Annotated in this window: 18 protein-coding genes and 1 pseudogene; 3 read left to right on the plus strand and 16 right to left on the minus strand. The window is 44.2% G+C overall.

What is annotated here, in order from left to right; all coding sequences use genetic code 11:
- Positions 1 to 12 precede the first annotated feature (12 nt).
- From ACFSRY_RS16045 to ACFSRY_RS16055, 3 genes are all read right to left on the minus strand, one after another.
- Entirely contained in the window at positions 13 to 1,479 is a 1,467-nt protein-coding gene (locus ACFSRY_RS16045; protein WP_377510006.1) for an aminoacyl-histidine dipeptidase, read from the minus strand.
- Between the two features lie 104 nt (positions 1,480 to 1,583).
- On the minus strand, positions 1,584 to 2,222 hold the full coding sequence (locus ACFSRY_RS16050; protein WP_377510009.1) for a YczE/YyaS/YitT family protein: 639 nt from the start codon (positions 2,220 to 2,222) through the stop codon (positions 1,584 to 1,586).
- Between the two features lie 141 nt (positions 2,223 to 2,363).
- On the minus strand, positions 2,364 to 3,257 hold the full coding sequence (locus tag ACFSRY_RS16055) for a transglutaminase (protein ID WP_377510012.1): 894 nt from the start codon (positions 3,255 to 3,257) through the stop codon (positions 2,364 to 2,366).
- Positions 3,258 to 3,481: 224 nt separating this feature from the next.
- Between ACFSRY_RS16055 and ACFSRY_RS16060 the strand changes: the two genes are divergently transcribed.
- The gene (locus ACFSRY_RS16060; RefSeq protein WP_377510015.1) at positions 3,482 to 4,867 is read left to right on the plus strand and encodes an alpha/beta hydrolase family protein; all 1,386 of its coding nucleotides are present in this window, start codon (positions 3,482 to 3,484) and stop codon (positions 4,865 to 4,867) included.
- A gap of 44 nt (positions 4,868 to 4,911) precedes the next feature.
- Here the strand turns inward: ACFSRY_RS16060 and ACFSRY_RS16065 are convergent, their stop codons facing one another.
- The 10 genes and pseudogenes from ACFSRY_RS16065 to ACFSRY_RS16110 all read right to left on the minus strand — a co-directional run bounded on the left by ACFSRY_RS16065 (position 4,912) and on the right by ACFSRY_RS16110 (position 14,253).
- Complete coding sequence (locus ACFSRY_RS16065; protein WP_377510019.1) at positions 4,912 to 5,352, minus strand: GNAT family N-acetyltransferase; 441 nt, start codon at positions 5,350 to 5,352, stop codon at positions 4,912 to 4,914.
- A 138-nt stretch (positions 5,353 to 5,490) separates the two neighbouring features.
- Positions 5,491 to 6,135 carry a hypothetical protein gene (locus tag ACFSRY_RS16070; protein ID WP_377510022.1) on the minus strand — a complete coding sequence of 215 codons (645 nt, stop codon included), beginning with the start codon at positions 6,133 to 6,135 and terminating at the stop codon, positions 5,491 to 5,493.
- Positions 6,136 to 6,277: 142 nt separating this feature from the next.
- Positions 6,278 to 8,620, minus strand: a complete 2,343-nt coding sequence (locus ACFSRY_RS16075) for an ABC transporter permease (protein WP_377510025.1) — start codon at positions 8,618 to 8,620, stop codon at positions 6,278 to 6,280.
- A gap of 716 nt (positions 8,621 to 9,336) precedes the next feature.
- Positions 9,337 to 10,401 (minus strand): ribosome small subunit-dependent GTPase A, encoded by a 1,065-nt coding sequence (rsgA, locus tag ACFSRY_RS16080; protein WP_377510028.1) that lies wholly within the window; start codon positions 10,399 to 10,401, stop codon positions 9,337 to 9,339.
- Positions 10,402 to 10,422: 21 nt separating this feature from the next.
- Positions 10,423 to 11,085 (minus strand): annotated as a pseudogene (locus tag ACFSRY_RS16085) (transposase); the annotation flags it as partial.
- A gap of 410 nt (positions 11,086 to 11,495) precedes the next feature.
- Entirely contained in the window at positions 11,496 to 11,801 is a 306-nt protein-coding gene (locus ACFSRY_RS16090) for a helix-turn-helix domain-containing protein (RefSeq protein WP_377510031.1), read from the minus strand.
- A complete protein-coding gene (locus tag ACFSRY_RS16095) occupies positions 11,785 to 12,051 on the minus strand; it encodes a type II toxin-antitoxin system RelE/ParE family toxin (protein WP_377510034.1) in 267 nt (88 codons plus the stop codon). Before ACFSRY_RS16095 ends, ACFSRY_RS16090 begins: the two co-directional genes overlap by 17 nt.
- A gap of 285 nt (positions 12,052 to 12,336) precedes the next feature.
- Positions 12,337 to 12,735, minus strand: coding sequence for a hypothetical protein (locus tag ACFSRY_RS16100; RefSeq protein WP_377510037.1), 399 nt, complete (start codon positions 12,733 to 12,735; stop codon positions 12,337 to 12,339).
- Between the two features lie 98 nt (positions 12,736 to 12,833).
- Positions 12,834 to 13,100 carry a tyrosine-type recombinase/integrase gene (locus ACFSRY_RS16105; protein WP_377511223.1) on the minus strand — a complete coding sequence of 89 codons (267 nt, stop codon included), beginning with the start codon at positions 13,098 to 13,100 and terminating at the stop codon, positions 12,834 to 12,836.
- The gene (locus ACFSRY_RS16110) at positions 12,982 to 14,253 is read right to left on the minus strand and encodes a tyrosine-type recombinase/integrase (protein WP_377510040.1); all 1,272 of its coding nucleotides are present in this window, start codon (positions 14,251 to 14,253) and stop codon (positions 12,982 to 12,984) included. The genes ACFSRY_RS16105 and ACFSRY_RS16110 overlap by 119 nt, the downstream gene beginning before the upstream one ends.
- 40 nt (positions 14,254 to 14,293) lie before the next feature.
- Here ACFSRY_RS16110 and ACFSRY_RS16115 point away from each other — a divergent pair, with 40 nt between their 5' ends.
- On the plus strand, positions 14,294 to 14,434 hold the full coding sequence (locus ACFSRY_RS16115) for a hypothetical protein (RefSeq protein WP_377510043.1): 141 nt from the start codon (positions 14,294 to 14,296) through the stop codon (positions 14,432 to 14,434).
- Positions 14,435 to 14,588: 154 nt separating this feature from the next.
- Here ACFSRY_RS16115 and ACFSRY_RS16120 read toward each other — a convergent pair whose 3' ends face one another.
- The 3 genes from ACFSRY_RS16120 to ACFSRY_RS16130 all read right to left on the minus strand — a co-directional run bounded on the left by ACFSRY_RS16120 (position 14,589) and on the right by ACFSRY_RS16130 (position 17,753).
- Positions 14,589 to 15,707: a hypothetical protein gene (locus ACFSRY_RS16120; protein WP_377510046.1), complete on the minus strand. Its 1,119-nt coding sequence runs from the start codon at positions 15,705 to 15,707 to the stop codon at positions 14,589 to 14,591.
- Between the two features lie 91 nt (positions 15,708 to 15,798).
- Positions 15,799 to 16,593 carry an FRG domain-containing protein gene (locus tag ACFSRY_RS16125; protein WP_377510049.1) on the minus strand — a complete coding sequence of 265 codons (795 nt, stop codon included), beginning with the start codon at positions 16,591 to 16,593 and terminating at the stop codon, positions 15,799 to 15,801.
- A gap of 98 nt (positions 16,594 to 16,691) precedes the next feature.
- Positions 16,692 to 17,753: a PA0069 family radical SAM protein gene (locus ACFSRY_RS16130; RefSeq protein ID WP_377510052.1), complete on the minus strand. Its 1,062-nt coding sequence runs from the start codon at positions 17,751 to 17,753 to the stop codon at positions 16,692 to 16,694.
- 138 nt (positions 17,754 to 17,891) lie between these two features.
- On the opposite strand from ACFSRY_RS16130, the gene ACFSRY_RS16135 reads away from it, so the two are divergent.
- A complete protein-coding gene (locus tag ACFSRY_RS16135; protein WP_377510055.1) occupies positions 17,892 to 18,737 on the plus strand; it encodes an oxidoreductase in 846 nt (281 codons plus the stop codon).
- Position 18,738 lies beyond the last annotated feature (1 nt).

Raw genomic sequence — 18,738 nt, forward strand, 5'->3', positions numbered from 1 at the left:
TAAGTAGAACGGTTACACCTTCTCCGGCACTCGCTGCAACGTCTCGAGCAAAAAGTCCCAATACTTCTGCACAGAACTGATCTGCACCTTCTCATCAGGTGAGTGTGCTCCACGGATATTCGGGCCAAAGGAGATCATTTCCATTTCAGGATAATTGGCACCAAGTATGCCGCATTCCAATCCGGCATGGCAGGCATTTACATCTGGCTCCTCGTTGAATTTTGAGCGGTAAATGTCGCTCATTAATTTAACGATCGTTGCATCCGGCTTAGGCATCCAGCCAGGGTAAGAGCCATTAAGCTCTACAGAGGCGCCTGCTAATTCAAATGCTGATTTAATAGCGCGGGCCAGGTCCATCTTTTCTGAATCAACAGAGCTGCGGGTTAAGCAAAGCAGGGTAAATTCACCCTCTTTCACCAGCACGCGGGCGAGGTTGTTAGAAGTTTGCACCAGGTGCTGAATATCAGGGCTCATGCGGTAAATTCCGTTAGGGCACGCATAGATAGCCCGTAGCAACTGAGCTATAAAATCCTTAGAGACTACCTGGGATGGCGTAGAAGTTTCTTCCAGAACAACCTGCAGGTTAGGATCTGTGGTAGCGTGCTCGCTTTTCAGAACTGACTTTTGCTCTTCTACAAATGCTTTAAAATTCTTTTCCTCAGCTACAGGCACGGCGACTATGGCAAAAGATTCACGGGGGATAGCATTGCGAAGGCCGCCTCCGTCAATCAGAGCTATGGAGGCGCCAAACTGTTCCACAACCTGCAGCAGCACACGGTTCATCAGTTTGTTGGCATTCCCGCGCCCAAGGTAAATGTCCATACCTGAGTGGCCACCGGTCAAACCCTTGATGGTAAGCTTAAACCCTTTCATCCCTTCCGACGGTGTACTTTCCTGCTCATACTTGCCTGTGGCTGTAATGTCCACACCACCAGCACAGCCAATGGTCAGCTCATGGTCGTCCTCGGTGTCCAGGTTAAGCATAATGCTGGCATCCAGCAGTCCGCCTTTTAAACCCATGGCACCTGTCATGCCTGTTTCTTCGTCAATAGTAAACAGGGCTTCGATAGGGGGGTGGGCTATATCTTTTGAGGCAAGCAGGGTCATGATAGAGGCTACGCCCATACCATTATCAGCGCCCAGCGTCGTACCGTTTGCTTTCACCCAGTCACCGTCCACATACATCTCTATTCCCTGCGTGTCGAAGTCAAATTCAGTGTCGGCATTTTTCTGGTGCACCATGTCCAGGTGACTTTGTATAGCCACTATCTGGCGGTTCTCCATACCTTTGGTGGCAGGCTTCTTGATGATCACGTTTCCAGTCTCATCTTCATATGTTTCAAGACCAAGGTTCTGGCCAAATTCTTTGATGAACCTGATTACGCGCTCTTCTTTTTTAGATGGCCTTGGTACAGCGTTAAGATCTGCAAAGTTGTTCCAAAGAGCTTTTGGCTCCAGGTTTCTTACTTCTGTGCTCATAGTTTGTATAGTTTTTAATGCAGCTGCATTTGGTATCACTGCTGCTGTCAGCTTATAATTTGAATAAAGGTAATAAGTTTAAAAGGATTATGTAAACGTAAGGGTTAGGCCTTTACCTGCCTGGGGGGTTCCGTTGTGGTAATCCTGTCCCGCAGTTTTACAAAAAACTTGAGGGTAAACTGAAATATCGGGCTGAAGAGCAGAGTGTAAAAGAACGTAACAATAGCCACAGGCCCTCCCATTAACCAACCAATAATCAGTGCCACCGATTCCACAATAATTCTGGCTTTGCTGATAGAAAGGCCCGTCCTGTCAGAGATGGAAAGCATGAAGCCGTCTCGTGGACCTGCCCCTATACCGCCTGCAACATATAATCCTCCTGCCGTTCCGCCTATTACGATTGCAGTAAGCAGGTAAGCGTAATCAACCCAGGTGTGTGTGGCTTCCGGTAAAATATCCAGCCACAGAAACAAGTCCATAAAAGGACCGATCAGCAGCGCGTTCAGAAAGGTGCCAATGTTGATATATTTCTTGTTCATGAACCAGGATATTCCCACAAGGACCAACCCTGTAAGAACACTCCAGGTACCTATGGTAAAGCCGAATTTCTGCCAGAAGGCTACGTTCAGGACTTCCCAGGGGTGCAGGCCGAGATACTTTACTTTTACCGCCAAAGCATTTCCTAAACCAAACAAAAGCAGCCCCGCAAAAAAGAAGCTGTACCGTATAACCCAATCTCTCATGGCTTTGTAAAGCAGGTTTTAGCCTGTTGTGAAAATTAAAAACGCCTGCATTAGCAGGCGCAAGTTTACAAAATAAGGGCTAATAAATTATTATAGAGTTTTGCTTAAAGCCATACAGGTAGCACAAGCATATGATCGAAATTACTTATTAAAAGTGATAACACTATAAAGCTCTGGCTCCAGAAATGGTCCTCCAGGGTATTGTGCTGTATAGTCAAAGTTGATCCATAGGTCGCCACCAGTTTCGTGGAAGTGAATCTTTCCCCCGCTTATCTCATCTGGGAACAAAGTGCGAAGGGCATAGCTTATCTTTTCAATATCGTCTACTGTACCCACTTTAACCTCAGTATACATATGATTTGGAGAGATAACAACGCGTGCCTCGCCACCAATTGCCATTACTGAAGAAGCCATCAGGATCGCGTAGTCATCACAGTCGCCTGCCAGCAAGCCCATGCTTTCTGTGGGAGGAGAGTAATAATCCATACCCAAAGGATCGTTTACATATTTCCAATTCAGGCGGATGTGCTTGAACAGCGAGAAGTAACGGGTCGCTTTTCCGAATTTACGGTAATACTCATCATGGAAATACCGCGTAGAATTCTCAACGGCAAAGGCACGCACTTTAGGGTGAGTGGATTGCATGGCACTTCTTACACGCTGATCCTGAAAATAAGTACCCCTTACAGGTTTAAAGTAAGACACCTTATGTGGGTTACTCGTCATGTTCACCAGCATCGCGTTATAGTCCGCATATATACCATCCAGCGTCTGGTCCTTGAAAGTGCGGTTAAAGGCAAAGACTCCCAAAATACCAATAAACATGACTACGATAAGTTTTCTGCTGATTTTAGTGACAATAACTGAAACCGCAGCGGCAAACATCAGGCACACCAGGAAGTGTAACTCATAGTCGAGGGAGGCGAAGGGTTCGATATAGAAGCTGAGCAGCACAGCCATCGGGAAAACAATGATGATCTGGATGAACCTGACCAGGAAGTTCAGTAGCTGCGATATTCGTAAGTATTGCGTCATAGGATCTCGGTTTGAGGTTTCTGGCGCTTCGGGACAGGGTATACTTTACAAGATTGTGTAAAGCCTGAAGGCTCTATTCTTGTAACGCAAAAGCAAGGCCTTTTTGCTCCTGAATATTAACTTTTTTTAAATTATTTTTTTCTTATAACTAGTAAAGCCTAATAAACATAAATTTTTTAACTTTATCAAGGTGATTAACCTATTGATCTTTAAACTCTTGAACTATGAAATTGTTATTTGCACTTACTGTTGCAGCTTTTCTGACTGCTGGCACCTTAGAAGAGGCAAATGCCCAGCACCTGAAGCGTAGGCCGTTTTTAGGAGTACAGATTGCCCCTGTTACTGATTCCCTGGCCGCAGCTTACAGCTTGAAATCGACAGAGGGCGGGAGAGTGGTAGCCGTTATACCTAACAGCACTGCCGCCGGACTTAAATTGCAGCCAAACGATGTAATACTCAGAATAAACAATACGGATATCAGATCATCGGCAGATGTGGTAGCCACAGCGAAGACTTTTACAACCGGCGAGCCTGTAGCGGTAATCGTAAACCGGGGCGGAAAAAGGTTGTCTTTAAAAGATAAGGTAAAACCTATGCCAAAGGAAACAGACCCTGCGGCTGATGTAATTTATGATGAAGTTAGATTTGATCAAGGGTATGCAAGAGCCATTGTAAAAAAGCCAAAGGGTAAAGGCAGGTTTCCTGCAGTTTTCTTTATCCAGGGTTATGGTTGTAACTCTATAGATAACCTGCCGCCCTATGATCCCCAGCAGAAATTAATGGATGGCCTGGTGCAGAAAGGGTATGCCGTTTTTAAAATGGATAAACCAGGTTCAGGTGATAGCCAGGGTAGTGCTCCCTGTACGGAGATCGGTTATCCAGAAGAACTGGCAGCTTTCTCTGCAGGGCTTATAAAACTAAAAGGATATGATTTTGTAGATGCAGAAAATGTTTTCCTTTTTGGACATTCTTTAGGAGCGAATACCGCACCTATAATTGCCATGGATAATAAAGTGAAGGGAATCATTGCTTACGGCGTAGCAGGTAAACCATGGTATGAGTATATGCTGGATGTTTTCAGGGAGCAACGAACGGTGGTAGGCGGTGATCCGGTTCAGATAGATGAGGATATGCGGGTTATGGGGCCACTGACATATGAATTTATGATTCAGAAGAAATCGCCGGAGGAGCTTGTGCAAAAACCGGAGTATAAAGCAGCTCTGGAGCAAAGCTTCAACTACGACGGGAAAGGGCATGTGTTTGACAGGCACTACTCCTTTATGCAGGGCATACAGGAGGCCCCTTTTCATAAGGCATGGCGTGAGGCGGATACAAATGTGCTGGCTATTTACGGAGAGGCGGACATCGCTGCGATAAGCCCTGCTAACACAAAACTGCTGGTAAATTCAATAAACCAGATGCATCCTGGGTCGGCTACTTATCATTTTCTTCCGGGTACAGATCATGGCTTTATCAAAGTTGGTACAATCCAGGACTTACTAAAGCTTCAACAGAGTCAACAGTTTGGTGCTTTTATTCGGGAAAATTTTAACCAGGAGCTGGTAGAGGTAGTAGATAAATGGATAAAAGGGATTCGTAAAGAATCCTGAAGGAAGTAGGATATGTACTGAGGCTGAATCACAGTTAGAGTAATTTACCCGACCTTCATTCTCATTTGGTAAAGGTCAAAGCCTTTGGCCCAGAAGTCCTTTTCTGTTTTTTCCAGCTCAAACCCCATCTTCTCATAGAAGTTATAGACAAGTTGGGTTGTTCTGACTATTGCCCAATCAATTGAAGGATTGTTTTTAAGTAGGGCAATCCTATGCAGCGTCAGCTTTCTGCCAATGCCTCTTCCCTGGAGGTCCGGGTGAATGATATCCCATGATATTCGGGCGGATCTGTTTTCAGGAAAATAATTGATTCCTCCTGATCCAACCACTCTGTCATTTTCCTCAACCACAAAATAATCTTCTACATGATGTTGCAGGTAATCAATGAAATCGGATTCTTCTGCGGCATCAAAATACTGTGGAGTATTAAGTCTTAATAAAGCTATAAGCTCATCATCATCCTTACTGGTATATGGTCTTATCATTCTGCGTAGAATCTAAAGTAGAGGCAACGGACTGGGTTAAACTATGGCGCAGTTAAAGTTTAAGTGTGGTCAGGCAATGAGTTTCTTAGTATTGGGCAGAAGTATTCATAAAGAGAAAACTACTGCTTTCTAATGTATCTACTCTACACTCACGCTAAATTTGTCTTGAGTCCCGTATTTCTGTGCTTTACCCAAAGAAACCATCCATCTGTCATAAGTAGCTTTGGCTAGCCATTGCACTACGTAGTTATCCTTCAGCTCGCTTACAGAAGCCGCTTCACCAGCGAGTTTCTGAGCTGTTTCAAAGAGTGTGCTCTTCTTGCTGTGGTGGAAAATAAAAGCGGCATGAAATTTATCTATTGGCTTGCTAATCTGACTCTCCTTGTAGAGCAGGGTGACTTGCTCGAGCCTGATGCTGTCTCGCTTCGCCATGCTGTCGTTTAGCATGCTGAGGTATGCTTTGATGGTCATTCGGTCTGCCTGGTCGGTTTTGTAAGCGTGAGCTAGCTTGTCACTAGCATCACCGGAGTGTACCACGGCAGGCTCCAGGGGACGAAACAGTCCGATTATAACTCCTGCGACACATACTGCTGTTATCATGCAAGGCACTCTCCACCACCTTGCACTAAGGTTAGAGTGAAAAGCTTTTACCACACCTGCCACTAGTAATACTGCCAAGCTTAGAGCAATCGCTACAAGCAAAAGTAAACTGATCAGGTTATACATATAAGCAAGTATGCCGACTGGTAATAAGGTAATGAGCGGAATAAAAGTTTTCTTCATTTTTGCTTTTATTATCATTTTGTTAGCAACATGTGCTCCTCTTCTCGCAAATATAGTCGGTCTTTACATTGTGGTCATAGTGTCGCGGAATAGCATTAATTGGCTCGCCATCGTCATAACCTGCCAACTAATATATACTATTTTACTCTGCTTTTAAAACTTTTACAGGTTCAATATGCACCGCTCGAATGGTTTGGGATAGAACTGTCAATAGCCCGAATATGGCAACCAAACCAAAGCCTATGCTTATATTTATAAAACTCAAATCAACAAGTCTGCTGCCTAAATCTTGTCTGATTAAATCACCGCAAAAAAAGCCCAGTGGAGCGCCAATAAGTCCGGCAATTAGCATAAGAATGCCAAAATTACGGGTAACTGCCCACACCAATTCTTTGTTGCTTGCTCCTAATACTTTTCTTATACCCAGTTCTTTAGTGCGTATTTCTACAGAGTAACTGGCTATGCCCAAAATGCCCAAACCAGCGATTATCATGACAATCAGAGCAGCGCCTCCAAACAAACCTATTCTATCTCCACTGCTTGGTCCTGAATAACGGTGTTCTTTTAAATTATAAAGATTTGATGTTTTTTCAGGAAAATGGTTTTTCCACAAGGTTTGAACGGCTTTGGTTGCTTCCAATTCTGCGTTTGGATTTGTTTTTATGATTAAGGTGGCTATTTCATTTGGCAGATACCGATAAATCAGAGGCCGTTGTGCGCCAATAACTTCATTGGGCATGATGCCAATGACTTGTACATAGGCAGAATCTAGTAATAGGGTTTGCCCCACTAAAGTCTCCGATTCAGAAGCTATTATTTCTGCGGCAGCTTCATTCACCAACACATATTGCTCAGTACTTTTAGGCATATTTTCAGGGAAATTTTGCCCGGATTTTAGGGTGATACCTTCTGTTTCAATTGTTTTTGGGTCAATACTTACGTAATTTATTTCGAGAGTTTTATCGTTAAATGTTACAGAAGATTTGCCAATTTGAATTAGCTCATGATACCAGTTAGTTGCCAAAGTCGTTTCTACCTGGCTTAACTGACTTATTTCGTTTTGCAGGTTTTCATAGTTTTCACCTTTTAAATCAAGTGTCAGCACATGGGGTGACACGGTTGAGCTAATGATTGCACGACTTTTCAATTCATAATCGGCTAATATGACAACCACTATCATCAGCATAATGGTCACGGAAAATTGTACGACAATCAAAGCTTTGTAAATGGCAACACTCTGGAACAGCTTAATATTCTTCATTTTACGCAAAACCTGTATAGGCTTAAATGCTGACAATAACCATGATGGAAGTGCTCCAGCTACTAAGCCTGTGATAACTGCGTAGGTCAATAAGCCTAAAATTAAGGTTGTATCATAAGAAAACGCCACTTCCATGTCAGGGTCAGGTACATAGTGCATTAAAATTTCAACACATGGCATTGTAAACAACAAAGCAAGCAGGGAAACAAGGGTTGATTCCATTAAAAACAGACTTATAATTTGCCGTCTTGTTGCGCCTATTGTTTTGCGAATACCTACTTCTTTCGCTCGGGAGAAGGCACGCGCCAATGTCAAACTGATGTAGTTGAAAGCTGATAAGAGGGTTAAGGATAGAATTAACATTAGCTGTATTTTTATGCCCTCCCAACTGCCGACCGCATTGGGGTCATTTTTAATGTCATCGTTTTGAGGGGTAATAGCCTCTATGGGTTGTGCCAAAAATTGAAGATTGCTCTTATCCAATCTCCGGGTATAGTTTTGGAGCGTGGTATTGAGCTGCTTTAAATCATCTTCTGATTTTAAACGGGCATAAATTGCTGAGCTCTTGAAGTCTCCCCAGTTTTGTGAAATATTACTGATTACTCCTTTTTTTTCAAGCAATCCAGCAGCATTGATAGAAAGCATTGCTTCAATGGGTAGGTGTGTTTCTAAAGGCGGGTCCTGGATAATTCCCTCAACGGTATAAGAACCTAAGTTTTCAAATTGAACCGTTTGCCCTAAAGCATTGGCGTTGCCAAATATCTTTTCTGCTGTTCTTTCGGTTAAAAAAAGGGAAGTGGGATTATTTGTAAGGCTTTGTGCATTACCTGACAACAGTTTGAAGCCAAAAACATCAAAAAAGGAAGGCTCTGAAAATTTTATATCAATTGGTATATCACCTTTATCGGTTTGCAAGTTGTGTTTTCCCGCCAGGCGTACTTTTACCGTTTTTTCAATATAAGAGACGCTCTCCATTTGAGGCGCCAACGGCAATGGAGCTGTAGCCCATTTGGTTTGTTCCACCTCATTTGTTTCCTGCGTGAGTATCCGCACTATTTGATTTAGATTTGGATGAAAATGGTCTGCATCGTAAGTGGCTTTTATGTATGTAAAAAGAATAACACCAACTGCCATACTCAAAGACAAACTCAGTATATTGACTAATGAAAAAAGTTTGTTTTTCCAGAGTATCCGGATAACGATTTTTAGATTATTCTTTAACATGACTTAACGTGTTGATTATTAATGAAAAACCCGCCAAATACTGAGGAAGGATCCATCTCAATTCTATTGGCAAAGTTTGTGTTAATTCTTTAAGTTTACCTCGCTAATACTATACTTCATGCCCCTTAATGCTTAAGAAAGGGGTTTGTTAAAGTAAGAATATGGATGATTTAGAATAACAACAACTAAATGTGATGAAATACCCTAAAAAGGTGATAAAACCGATGAATGTTCAGGATCAATGAAGCACCTATTGCAAAATTGACTAAATGTCACATATAGCTGAGACAGATGGACTTACTTGATATCAGTGGGTGTTTGCCGTGGAGAAGCCTATTGGTAGGATTGTCAAACGTTTCTTTGTTTTCTGGGAATATATGTCGGGTTACACGGGAGGCCAGTGTTGCTAACGGTTTACGTATTGGCGATGGTGGGGCATTGGGAAAACCTTAGCCTACGATTAGTGAATAGCCCAATTGAAACAAAAATGTTGAGTTAAAGCTGTAGTCCTTATATAGATTGCCGGCAATTTTATCCGTGAGAGGATAAAGAAAAGCACCTGCAAGTCAACAAATCAATAATAGATTTAAGGTTTTTTGATGAGCATTTACTGTATCCCTATGAAACTACTTTTAGCAATAAACGCCTTCACTCATGATGCGTAGTAAAGTGACACCAAACGTATGTAAGCGGTTTGGGCTTCTATTCTCAGAGCTTCAATTTTTCTTATTGATGTTCTTTTTGTAATTCTTAACCATTTTTCCGAATTCCTTATCTTTTTTCCGTCTTTCAGCAACCGTAGATTCAAAATGAGCTTTCTCTCTTTCAAGTTTCAGGTAGTTTTCATAGAAAGCCTGGTCTATTTCTCCCTTTGCAACGGCTTCAATCACAGCACATCCTGCCTCATTCGTGTGCGTACAATCTTTAAACTTACAATTCTGAGCAAGCCTGATTATCTTATCAAAAGTAATTTCTAATCCGCTTGTTGAATCGGCAATGCCTACTTCTCTCATTCCCGGATTATCAATTAATATTCCGCCATTTTCAAGAACAATTAATTCTCTGTGACTAGTAATATGTTTCCCTTTGTTTGTACTCTGGCTAATTGTATCTGTTCGCATTACAGATTTGCCGGAAAGATTATTTAACAGAGTGGATTTTCCAACACCTGAAGAACCAAGCATACAATAAGTTTTACCTTTTTCTATTATCGCTTTTAGATTGTCATAGCCTTCTTGTGATGCATTACTTAAGGCAACTATCGGTACATTATTAATTCGGGCTTTTATTTTATCCAGGATCTCCAAAGTCAGATGTTCATCAATTAAATCAATCTTAGTTAGTACTATAATGGGACTAACCTTTGAAGAATTACAAATGGTCATGTATCTCTCAAGTCTGTTGATATTGAAATCCCTGTCAGCGGCCTGCACCAATAATGCATAATTAATATTTGTTGCTATAATTTGTATCTCTCCGGATTTACCAATGTCCTGCCTGGAAATAACAGAGAATCTTGGAAATATGCTGTGAATAATGGAAAAGCCTGAATCATGAATTGTTATGGCTACCCAATCGCCAACGGCTGGAAAGTCTTCACGACTTTTTGCTGTAAATCTTAAATTCCCCGTTATCTCGGCTTCAAACTCTCCTTTTTCAGTTTTTACAATATATCTTTCCTTATGCTCTGATATTACTCTTCCAATCTCAAACCCTTTCAGGTTGTTCTCATTCCTTAATTTTTCAAGTTTATCATTATATCCTAAATCGTCTAATGTCATTTCAATATTGAATTGATTAGTTTATTCAATACTTACGGTATTTTTTAGTCTGACCGCCAACGTCAGTTGTTTAAAAACCTCGGCTCGTTTCTTGTTTGAAGACATTGGTTTGCAGGTATATTGCACTATCGCCGTTCGTTTTATACGTTGGCTAAAGCCCCGACAGCAGGCTCTCCAGCTGCTCAGGAAGGCTAAACAGGCGGCACAGGCCCTGGAATGGGCCAGCAGCCGTTCCAGGCCGACGATCTTGAGGAGGCGGCGCAGGTTGTAGCCTTTGTCGAAGAGGGCGGTGAAAGTGCTGTTGCGAACAATGCTCTTGGCCTTGCAGTCATTGTGGTTGGTCATGCGGTAGTCGACGGGCAGGCAGTGCCGGGCGTCCATGGTGGCCTGCACGTTGTAGGCCGCTTCCGTGATGGTGTTTCGGATGATCATCTGCCGGCTTTCGATGTAGGTGAGGTGGCGGGCGATCTTGCCCCTATTGTAGTTGTTCTTCTTCGAGTTCTGCGCCCGGAGCCTGGTGGAGTCGCCGGCCAACAGCTCCCCGCCGACCAAGTCAAAGTGCCCGGCCATCTTCACTGTGGCGCGGAAAACGCGGGTGATGGCCTTTGACTTGTGCTTGCGGAAGTTGGCAATGGTATTGTGGTCGGGGGCCAGCCGGCCCAGCAGCCACATCACCTCCAGGTTGCGATGGCACTGAGGATCGGATGCGGTTCAGGTAGCCGTAGACCGGCAACTTGAGCAAAACAGTGGGATGGTAGGCCGGGCGCCCGTTCTCGGGGAATTCGGTGCGGAAGCCCAGCTTCTCCAAAGGCAGGGAATCGACAAAGGCGTCGATAAAGCGCACTTCGTTGTCGGGGGAAATCAGCTCCTCCAGACTGGCCCCGCCACCGGGAGGTTCGTCCCGGCTGTAGACCTGTTTGAATTTCATGGCCCAAGTGGATAGGTATCTCGTCACTTAGACACTTATCTTGACAAAGCTTGCCGGAAGAAGGATGTTATTAGACAGTCTGACGGGTTTGCGTAGCCTGAGCCTGTAACGGAGTAAAGGTTGAAGCTACGCCGGGTTATATGTGGTTTTGCTTCTTTCTTTAGGATTATAATTTGATTGAAAGCTCTAGATGTCCGCCTAAACCTAGCTCAATGATTTTTTTTAAGGTTGATAAACGTACTTCTTTTATATTATTCTCAATTTTGGAGATATAGGATTTAGAGGTTCCAACTTTTGCAGCTAACTCTTCCTGGGTTAAACCTTTTTCTAATCTGGCTTCATGAATCAGAGCGCCTATCTTAAAGTTTTCGTACCCTTCTTCCAATTCATCACGCTTTTTGGTTCCTACTTTACCATAGTGCTTTTCTTTGAACTGGTCGAGTGTCATGATATTTTTATTTCCCGCTTTCATATTCTCCTTTGATTTTTAATGCTCTTTCTATTTCCTTTTTCGGCGTCTTCTGGGTTTTCTTTTGAAAGCCATTAGCTAAAACCACTAATTTCCCTTCATTAAAAAAACAGAAAATCCGAAAGATGTCACTTCCTTGCTGTACCCGAATCTCAAAAAGTCCGTCAGTATTTTCTAAATGTTTGAGATAGGTTTCAGGAACCCTTTCAAGTTCTTCAATTAAGCCAAGGGTCCAGATAATCTTATCTTTCACCTTATCCCTTTGCTTTAGAAAGAATTCTTGAAAGTACTCTTTATAGAAAATTACTCTCCGATGTTTTCCTTTATTATTCACGAAGCAAAGATACAGAAAGTTGCCCTAAAGTGAAACTTTGTTAAAACAGCAATTCATATTTTGAAATCGCATATAACGGACTTGGCTATAAGGCGGCGTAACTGACTTATGGGTGTGATTGTGCTTTGTTTTTTTATAGCTTCTCTTCAATCAATATTCTCATGGCCGTTTCAGATTCTTCAAATGCTAAGGTCAAACTTCTCTTTACTTTACTTTACTTTCTTCGTCAGGTAAATAACATTTAGCTTCCTTTTTGAAAGAGCTGATAATAGGCTCAGGTATATAGTTTATTTTTTCGACAATATTATTCCTTTGAGTATATCCTGTAATTTTTTCATCAAGTCCAGACAACTTCACAAATCCTGTTACTGAGATATTCTCAGGGTTAGCGGTCCATAAATTAGCTATCTCATCCGTTGTCTTCGATAATGCTATTAAATATTCTTCGTGACTGTTCTGTTCTATGTGTGCTAGCAAATTTGGTAGATCATTCTTAAGGACAATTTCCGACGTATCATCAATTGATATTTCTATTGATTCACTTGATTTATTGGAACAAGAAAAAAGCAAAATGAATAGGAGTGAAAAGAGGATTGTTTTCATGTTTGTGAATATTAGTAGATTCAAGTTAAGCACAACTATAGTGTATAAGGAGCTGTTCCGGTTATCCGTACTATGAGCTGAGTTGTAAAAACTCCTTTTTACAGTACCCAAATTTCCGATAAGCCGTTTCTTCCATGCTCTATAGTATATTCTTTAGCTAATATAGGTACTATTTGCAGATTGTCAAGCGGACTGACGATGCTCTCCAGCCCATGGCTAGTGATGTGAGTGTAGATTTCGGTGGTCTTACTGCTCTTGTGCCCCACCAAAGACTGGATGTAACGCAGGTTCGTACCCTGCTCCAGCAGGTGCGTGGCAAAGGAATGGCGTAGCGAGTGGGGCGTTACCTTTTTTTTGTAAGCCAGCCTTCTTCACACAGTCCCTGAATACGTTACGAATGCTGTCGGTGGTGTACTGGCCCCCGTGTTGCCCCTCAAAGAGCCATACTTTTGGTCTGTATACTTTATAGTATGCCCTTAGGCTCTCCAGCAGTTTCTGCGAGAGCAGCGTGGTGCGGTCCTTCTTGCCCTTGCCCCCGCGTATAAGAAGCAGGTTTCTGTCGGATTGCACATCCGTAGTTTTCAGGTTGATGACTTCTCCGATCCGTAGTCCGCCTGCGTAGAGCAGTTGCAGGAGACATCGGTGCTTAAGATTGACAGTGGCGGAGAGAATCCGTTGCACTTCCTGTTTGCTTAGCACGGTGGGCAGCCGGTCGGCTTTCTCGGGCCGCTCCACCTGGCTCAGATCCAGGGTGTGCCGGCCCAGCACCCGGTGAAAGTAGAATTTTACGGCATTAATGCTCTGGTTTACAAAAGAGTAGGAGTACTGCTGACTTTGCACCATCTGCCTGTGGTACTGGTTTATCTCCTCCGTTGCAAAAGCGTTAATCTTCTCCAGACCTAGTTCGCTGTGCCCGTTAAAGAAGCGCAGCAGCAGGGAGTGGTAAGTGCGGATAGTGTTAAGCGAATAGTTAAGCAGGTACAGCTTTTCCAGGTAGGGAAGCGGACAGGTAATATATCCGGCTCCCTTGCTGTAGGTCTGCTCCCAAAGCCTGCGCATAATGGTCATGTCATTTATCTTCATCGTGTTGCTTAGCCACACCTGTGCCGTTCCCTGCACATCGTCGAGCAGCTGGTGCAGGCTCGCGGCCTCGGTGCCAACGGCAAAGCACCTTGGCTCTTGTAGCCACTGGCAGCAGGAGCTGCATCTCAGGGTTTTATAAATCAGCTCGTTGAAAGGAAAAGAGATCTGGATGAGCGTCTTCCCATTGTGCTCCAGCGGCTGTAATCTGATAATGGGTAGCTCGGGCAGCTTAGCCAGCGGCTCCGACTGCAGGTTCCCCGACGTGATCACAGCGCCCATTGCTGGTCGAAGTCTCCTGGGTCTGTTCAGGTAACGCGCATCAACCAGCGCCACCCCCTGAAAGTGCCTGTGCAGCAGTTCGATCGCCTCCGGCGTTTTGTGCGTTACAAAACACTTATAAGTCTGGCTATACTTAACCAATTCGCTGCTTTTCAACAGCTTCGTTATGCGATGATCCGGCTTGTGCCAAAGGCGTATGAAGTGCTTGCTCTCGTGCTCGAGTGAGTTAAGCACCAGCAAAGGCAACACCTACCACTTCTGCTACGACTATGGCTATCTGCTGCTCGAGGGAGAGAAGGTGCTTGTTGTAAACTGGCAGCCTTACATGGAGAAATAAACAACAATGCCCCGCCTAAAGTACAGGCGGGGCATTGTTGTTACCTTCATCTTCCAGACAGTTCTGAAACTACTGCTTGTTTACAGCAGTAGTCTATACCTACAGTACCTTTCTGGTTCAGAGCCAGGGTAGTATTTATTTTAGCTGTGTTTTCCTACTGATACTGAATGTACATCGGCGTCGGTTTAAGCGCCAGCACTTCCTCAGGTCTCATCAGGCGGGAATTGTTCTTTGTGTCGTTCTTGTAGAAGATCTTGAAACCAGTAAACTGTACCGGTTCATTTTTGATGTAGCGGCGGAACGTGTCCTTTTTAAGGGAAGGAGGTCCCCAACCATCCATGTGCATGACGATCTGTACTTCTGGCCGAAGCTTAATATCCTCGGTATTGGTGATCATGCCTTGCGTAAAGCGGTGCACGATCAACAGTTTAGGCGGGATGTTATGTTCTTTTGCCAGGTCCGCCAGAAACTTGGTTGCGTAGTTAATATCTGCGGCATCAAAAGTGCCGATTCGTCTGCCCGGTACGCCACCATTTTTCATAGAAAACTCCGCGTCTATGCCTAAGTGTACGTTTGGCATTTGCAGGTACTTTGTCAACGCAGGCAATTCTTCCTGAAGTGTACTCTGACCTACCTGCACATCCAGGAAAACAATGGCATCACGCTTTTTAGCCATCTCCAGCACTCCGTCAATCATTTTATCAGACATACGAAGGCGGTACTTACCCCCGGCGCTAGGGTGGCCCTGGGCAGTAACCACAACCGCATGCAAGGCAGGTTGAATAGGCGTAAGGGAGTCGGCTTTTTGCCAGTTGGCTATTTCCTGATCCAGTTTCGCCAATACCTGGTCTTCCGGGAACTCTCCCAGTATACCCATGCGCTTGGACAGCGGATTACCATAATAGGCAAGGATCCGCTTGTGCGGAAGTATGGCACCCGGCAGTGGTTTAGGTCCAGGGTACTGGTATGAACTGTCAACTTTAGGCTCCTCAGCTTTAGCTGTTACAGCTGTGTCAGTGGTTGCAGCAGCAGTGTCTGTAGCTACTGAGTTGATGGCGGTCGTGTCAGGCAGCGTTACTTCCGCAGGTTGCTTTGCTGCTGCAGTAGCAGTCTGCGCCTCTTGCTCCTGTGAGCAGGAAGCAGTTACGAATAAGCCACAAATAAGTGCAGCTGTTTTGGCTTTTCTGGTTAAAAAGTTTAGATGTGATTTAAAGTCGGTAGAAGCATCTGTCTGAAAAAGAATGTTTTTCAGTAGTAGTTTGCGCGGGTTCATCAAAATTAAAATTTTAAAAGTGTATTGTGTGCTGAATATAATAATTTACGCAGCAAAGGCTTCTAATAACCACCAGAACTTAGTGAAAATTTTATTTATGTGTGTAATGGCGCTTTAACCATTGGCTGAGTCCTGATAAACCCGGCAATAATACACGCTCTGTAATATTGGCCTGATCAAGCTTGTCTCTTATTTCCCACTTTAGCTTGGCTGGAATAACTACCCGAAAGTATAACTCCGGGTGCTGCACGAGCCATTCATTCAGCTCAGACTTTACTTTCGACATCATAGAGAACAGGGCATACTGGTGCACGATGCGCGCATCAAGGGAAGGTGGTTCTAAAAAGATCACATAATCTTCTTCCTGAAAACTTTCGAGTGCTTTAAAGGAGGGTGCCACAGGGCTCAGCATCTCCGGTGTAAACACGTTTGACCCTTCTTCCTCGAGTGTTTTCTTTAAAGTAGATGGGAGATAGTCTCTTGATTTAACATAATTTACGCACCACACACAGCCATCCTGATCAAAAGTAGAAAGATCTTCGGTGGCAAAGTGCAGAGCCACATAAGGGGAGTAGGTCCAGTCTAGCAGGCGGGTAGGCAGGCCGTGATGCTGTGCCACTGCCAGCCAGTTCCAGATAAGGTCGCCTGGTGCAGCGTTGTTATGGGCATACTTGCGGAAGTTGCGTAAGAGGTGTGGCTCCAACATATCATACTTACTGCCGATGCGCATGATGCTGGTACTGAGATTAAACTCTTTATTATAGGTGCCGCGGTACACATGAGCAGACCTGAATCGTTCGATTTTATCGTCCCAGCTGTGATCAAACAGAGCCGATTGTAATTCTGTCCAGCTGTTTACTACAATGTCTTCTACTGGGCTTTCCATGTTTCGAAAATAAGGGTTCGGTAAGTGCTTACTGGAGCATACTATAAACCCTTCTCTTAGTTACAATTTATTAATAGGTGGCAATGGTGAAGCGGCTGCTAAAACAGGTTTAGCTGTTTACCAGACCGGCTGCAAAAGTGGGTATAGTTAAAAGGCTTAATGCTTCTGCCAGCCATATACTTCTGCTTGCTCAGCCGGAACAGTTTTCCAATAGCATCTGCAAACTTACCTTCTCCGCGCATCCGGGTGCCAAACCTGCTGTCGTTCAGCTGTCCTCCGTGGCAATCGGCAATCTGGTGCAGCACCTTTTCTGCCCTATCTGGGAATGCTTCTTTTATCCAGTCTTCAAAGATAGGGCCGATGCTTCCGTTTAACCTTACGATAGTATAAGCTGCGTTTTGAGCACCGGCATCTGCAGCCTTTTTTATGATCTGTGGAATTTCAGAATCGTTGAGGCCGGGAATAACAGGTGCTACCATTACATTAACTGGTATATCCGCCGAGCGTAACTGCCTTACTACCTCCAACCTTTTTGCCCCGGAGGCAGTACGTGGCTCCAGCTTCAGGCGCAGCTTTTCTTCCAAAGTGGTGATGCTGATGTTCACGTGCAGCAGGTCCAGTTTATTTAGCTCGGTCAGCAGGTCGAGGTCGCGCAGTATAAGCGCGTTTTTGGTAATGATGCTGACCGGGTGGCGGTACTGCAGGAGCACCTCCAGGATCTGGCGTGTGAGTTTCTTTTTTGCTTCGATGGGTTGATAGCAGTCGGTGTTGCCTGCCAGCATAAGCGGCATGACCTGCCAGTTCTTGTTCTCCAGTTGCTTTGCCAGAACCTGTGGGGCATTTTCCTTTACAATGATCTTTCGTTCAAAATCAAGTCCTGCACCATAACCCCAATATTGATGAGTGTTTCGGGCATAGCAGTAAACACAGCCGTGTTCGCAGCCCTGGTAAGGGTTCAGGGAATAACTCAGCCCTATGTCCGGACTCTCCACCTTGTTCACGATCTTTTTCGGGTGCTCGGTAAAAAACTCAGTTTTAGAATTGGATACCATTGCCTCGTCCAGTCCTTCTATATGCTCCGCTACATACTCCTGTTTCATGTATGGGTTTACCGGGTTATACTGAGCGCCTCTTCCTTTTATAAATTCTTCTGCTTTCATAGCTTTTTATACTTGTGCTAATATAGTTAGTTTAGCTAATATTATTAGCTTTATTGTGTAGGCTGTTGCAAAATATTTGTAACAGTTAATTGCCGAAGCCAGTTTGTTTAGAAGAGTCTTCATCAAATAGTATTGGAAATGAAAAAGAGTGGCAAAAGAGTATGGTTTATTACAGGTGTCTCAAGTGGTTTCGGGCGTGAACTGGCCAAAGAAGTGGCTGCCCACCAGGAACGCGTAATAGGAACTGTCCGGAACAAAGAGCAGGTGCAGGAGTTTAATGATATTGCGCCCGGCCTCACCTTTGCACATGTGCTGGATGTAACGCAACGTGCTGATGTTATCTCTGTCATGAAAAAGGCATATGATCATTTTGACCAGTTGGATGTGGTGGTGAATAATGCAGGTTTCGGATTTTTAGGGGCGATAGAGGAGGTGAGTGTAACAGAAGTGCGCGAGGTGATGGAAACTAACTTTTATGGGGCACTGCATGTAACGCAGGCCGCGCTGCCTATTTTCAGAGAGCAGCGACATGGCCATTTCTTGCAGATCTCATCGGTGGCAGGCTTCAGGTCCACCCAGGGCTTTGGCGTTTACAATGCCAGTAAGTTTGCCCTGGAAGGTTTTAGTGAAGCAATGGCACAGGAAGTGGCGCCCTTCAATGTAAAAGTCACTATTGTAGAGCCAGGCCCTTTCCGCACCAATTTTGCCGGTTCAAGTATAAAAAGAGCCGATGAGCATTTGGATGCCTATGCCGAAACAGCCGGGGCATTTGAGAGAGCCATGCAGGAACGAAACGGGAAACAGGATGGAGATCCTGCTAAAGCAGCAGAAGTACTGTGGCAGGTGGTAGACTCTGATAATCCGCCATTGCGGTTGCCGCTAGGGCAGGTTGCTTACGAAGCAGTCAGGACAAAAATGCGCAACCTTGAAAATGACATGTGGACGTGGGAAAGAATTGCCACGAAAACTTCCTTTGAAGATTAAG

It is taken from the genome of Pontibacter locisalis (assembly GCF_042684605.1).
GTDB classification, from domain to species: Bacteria; Bacteroidota; Bacteroidia; order Cytophagales; family Hymenobacteraceae; genus Pontibacter; species Pontibacter locisalis.

Coding starts and splice junctions, on each gene's coding strand:
- ACFSRY_RS16075 (WP_377510025.1), bottom strand. CDS start 8,620: ATGTTAAAGAATAATCTAAAAATCGTTATCCGGATACTCTGGAAAAAC.
- ACFSRY_RS16135 (WP_377510055.1), top strand. CDS start 17,892: ATGAAAAAGAGTGGCAAAAGAGTATGGTTTATTACAGGTGTCTCAAGT.
- ACFSRY_RS16115 (WP_377510043.1), top strand. CDS start 14,294: ATGAAGTGCTTGCTCTCGTGCTCGAGTGAGTTAAGCACCAGCAAAGGC.
- ACFSRY_RS16065 (WP_377510019.1), bottom strand. CDS start 5,352: ATGATAAGACCATATACCAGTAAGGATGATGATGAGCTTATAGCTTTA.
- ACFSRY_RS16090 (WP_377510031.1), bottom strand. CDS start 11,801: ATGAAAGCGGGAAATAAAAATATCATGACACTCGACCAGTTCAAAGAA.
- ACFSRY_RS16070 (WP_377510022.1), bottom strand. CDS start 6,135: ATGAAGAAAACTTTTATTCCGCTCATTACCTTATTACCAGTCGGCATA.
- ACFSRY_RS16125 (WP_377510049.1), bottom strand. CDS start 16,593: ATGGAAAGCCCAGTAGAAGACATTGTAGTAAACAGCTGGACAGAATTA.
- ACFSRY_RS16100 (WP_377510037.1), bottom strand. CDS start 12,735: ATGAAAACAATCCTCTTTTCACTCCTATTCATTTTGCTTTTTTCTTGT.
- ACFSRY_RS16045 (WP_377510006.1), bottom strand. CDS start 1,479: ATGAGCACAGAAGTAAGAAACCTGGAGCCAAAAGCTCTTTGGAACAAC.
- ACFSRY_RS16130 (WP_377510052.1), bottom strand. CDS start 17,753: ATGAAAGCAGAAGAATTTATAAAAGGAAGAGGCGCTCAGTATAACCCG.
- ACFSRY_RS16120 (WP_377510046.1), bottom strand. CDS start 15,707: ATGAACCCGCGCAAACTACTACTGAAAAACATTCTTTTTCAGACAGAT.
- ACFSRY_RS16060 (WP_377510015.1), top strand. CDS start 3,482: ATGAAATTGTTATTTGCACTTACTGTTGCAGCTTTTCTGACTGCTGGC.
- ACFSRY_RS16055 (WP_377510012.1), bottom strand. CDS start 3,257: ATGACGCAATACTTACGAATATCGCAGCTACTGAACTTCCTGGTCAGG.
- rsgA (WP_377510028.1), bottom strand. CDS start 10,401: ATGACATTAGACGATTTAGGATATAATGATAAACTTGAAAAATTAAGG.
- ACFSRY_RS16050 (WP_377510009.1), bottom strand. CDS start 2,222: ATGAGAGATTGGGTTATACGGTACAGCTTCTTTTTTGCGGGGCTGCTT.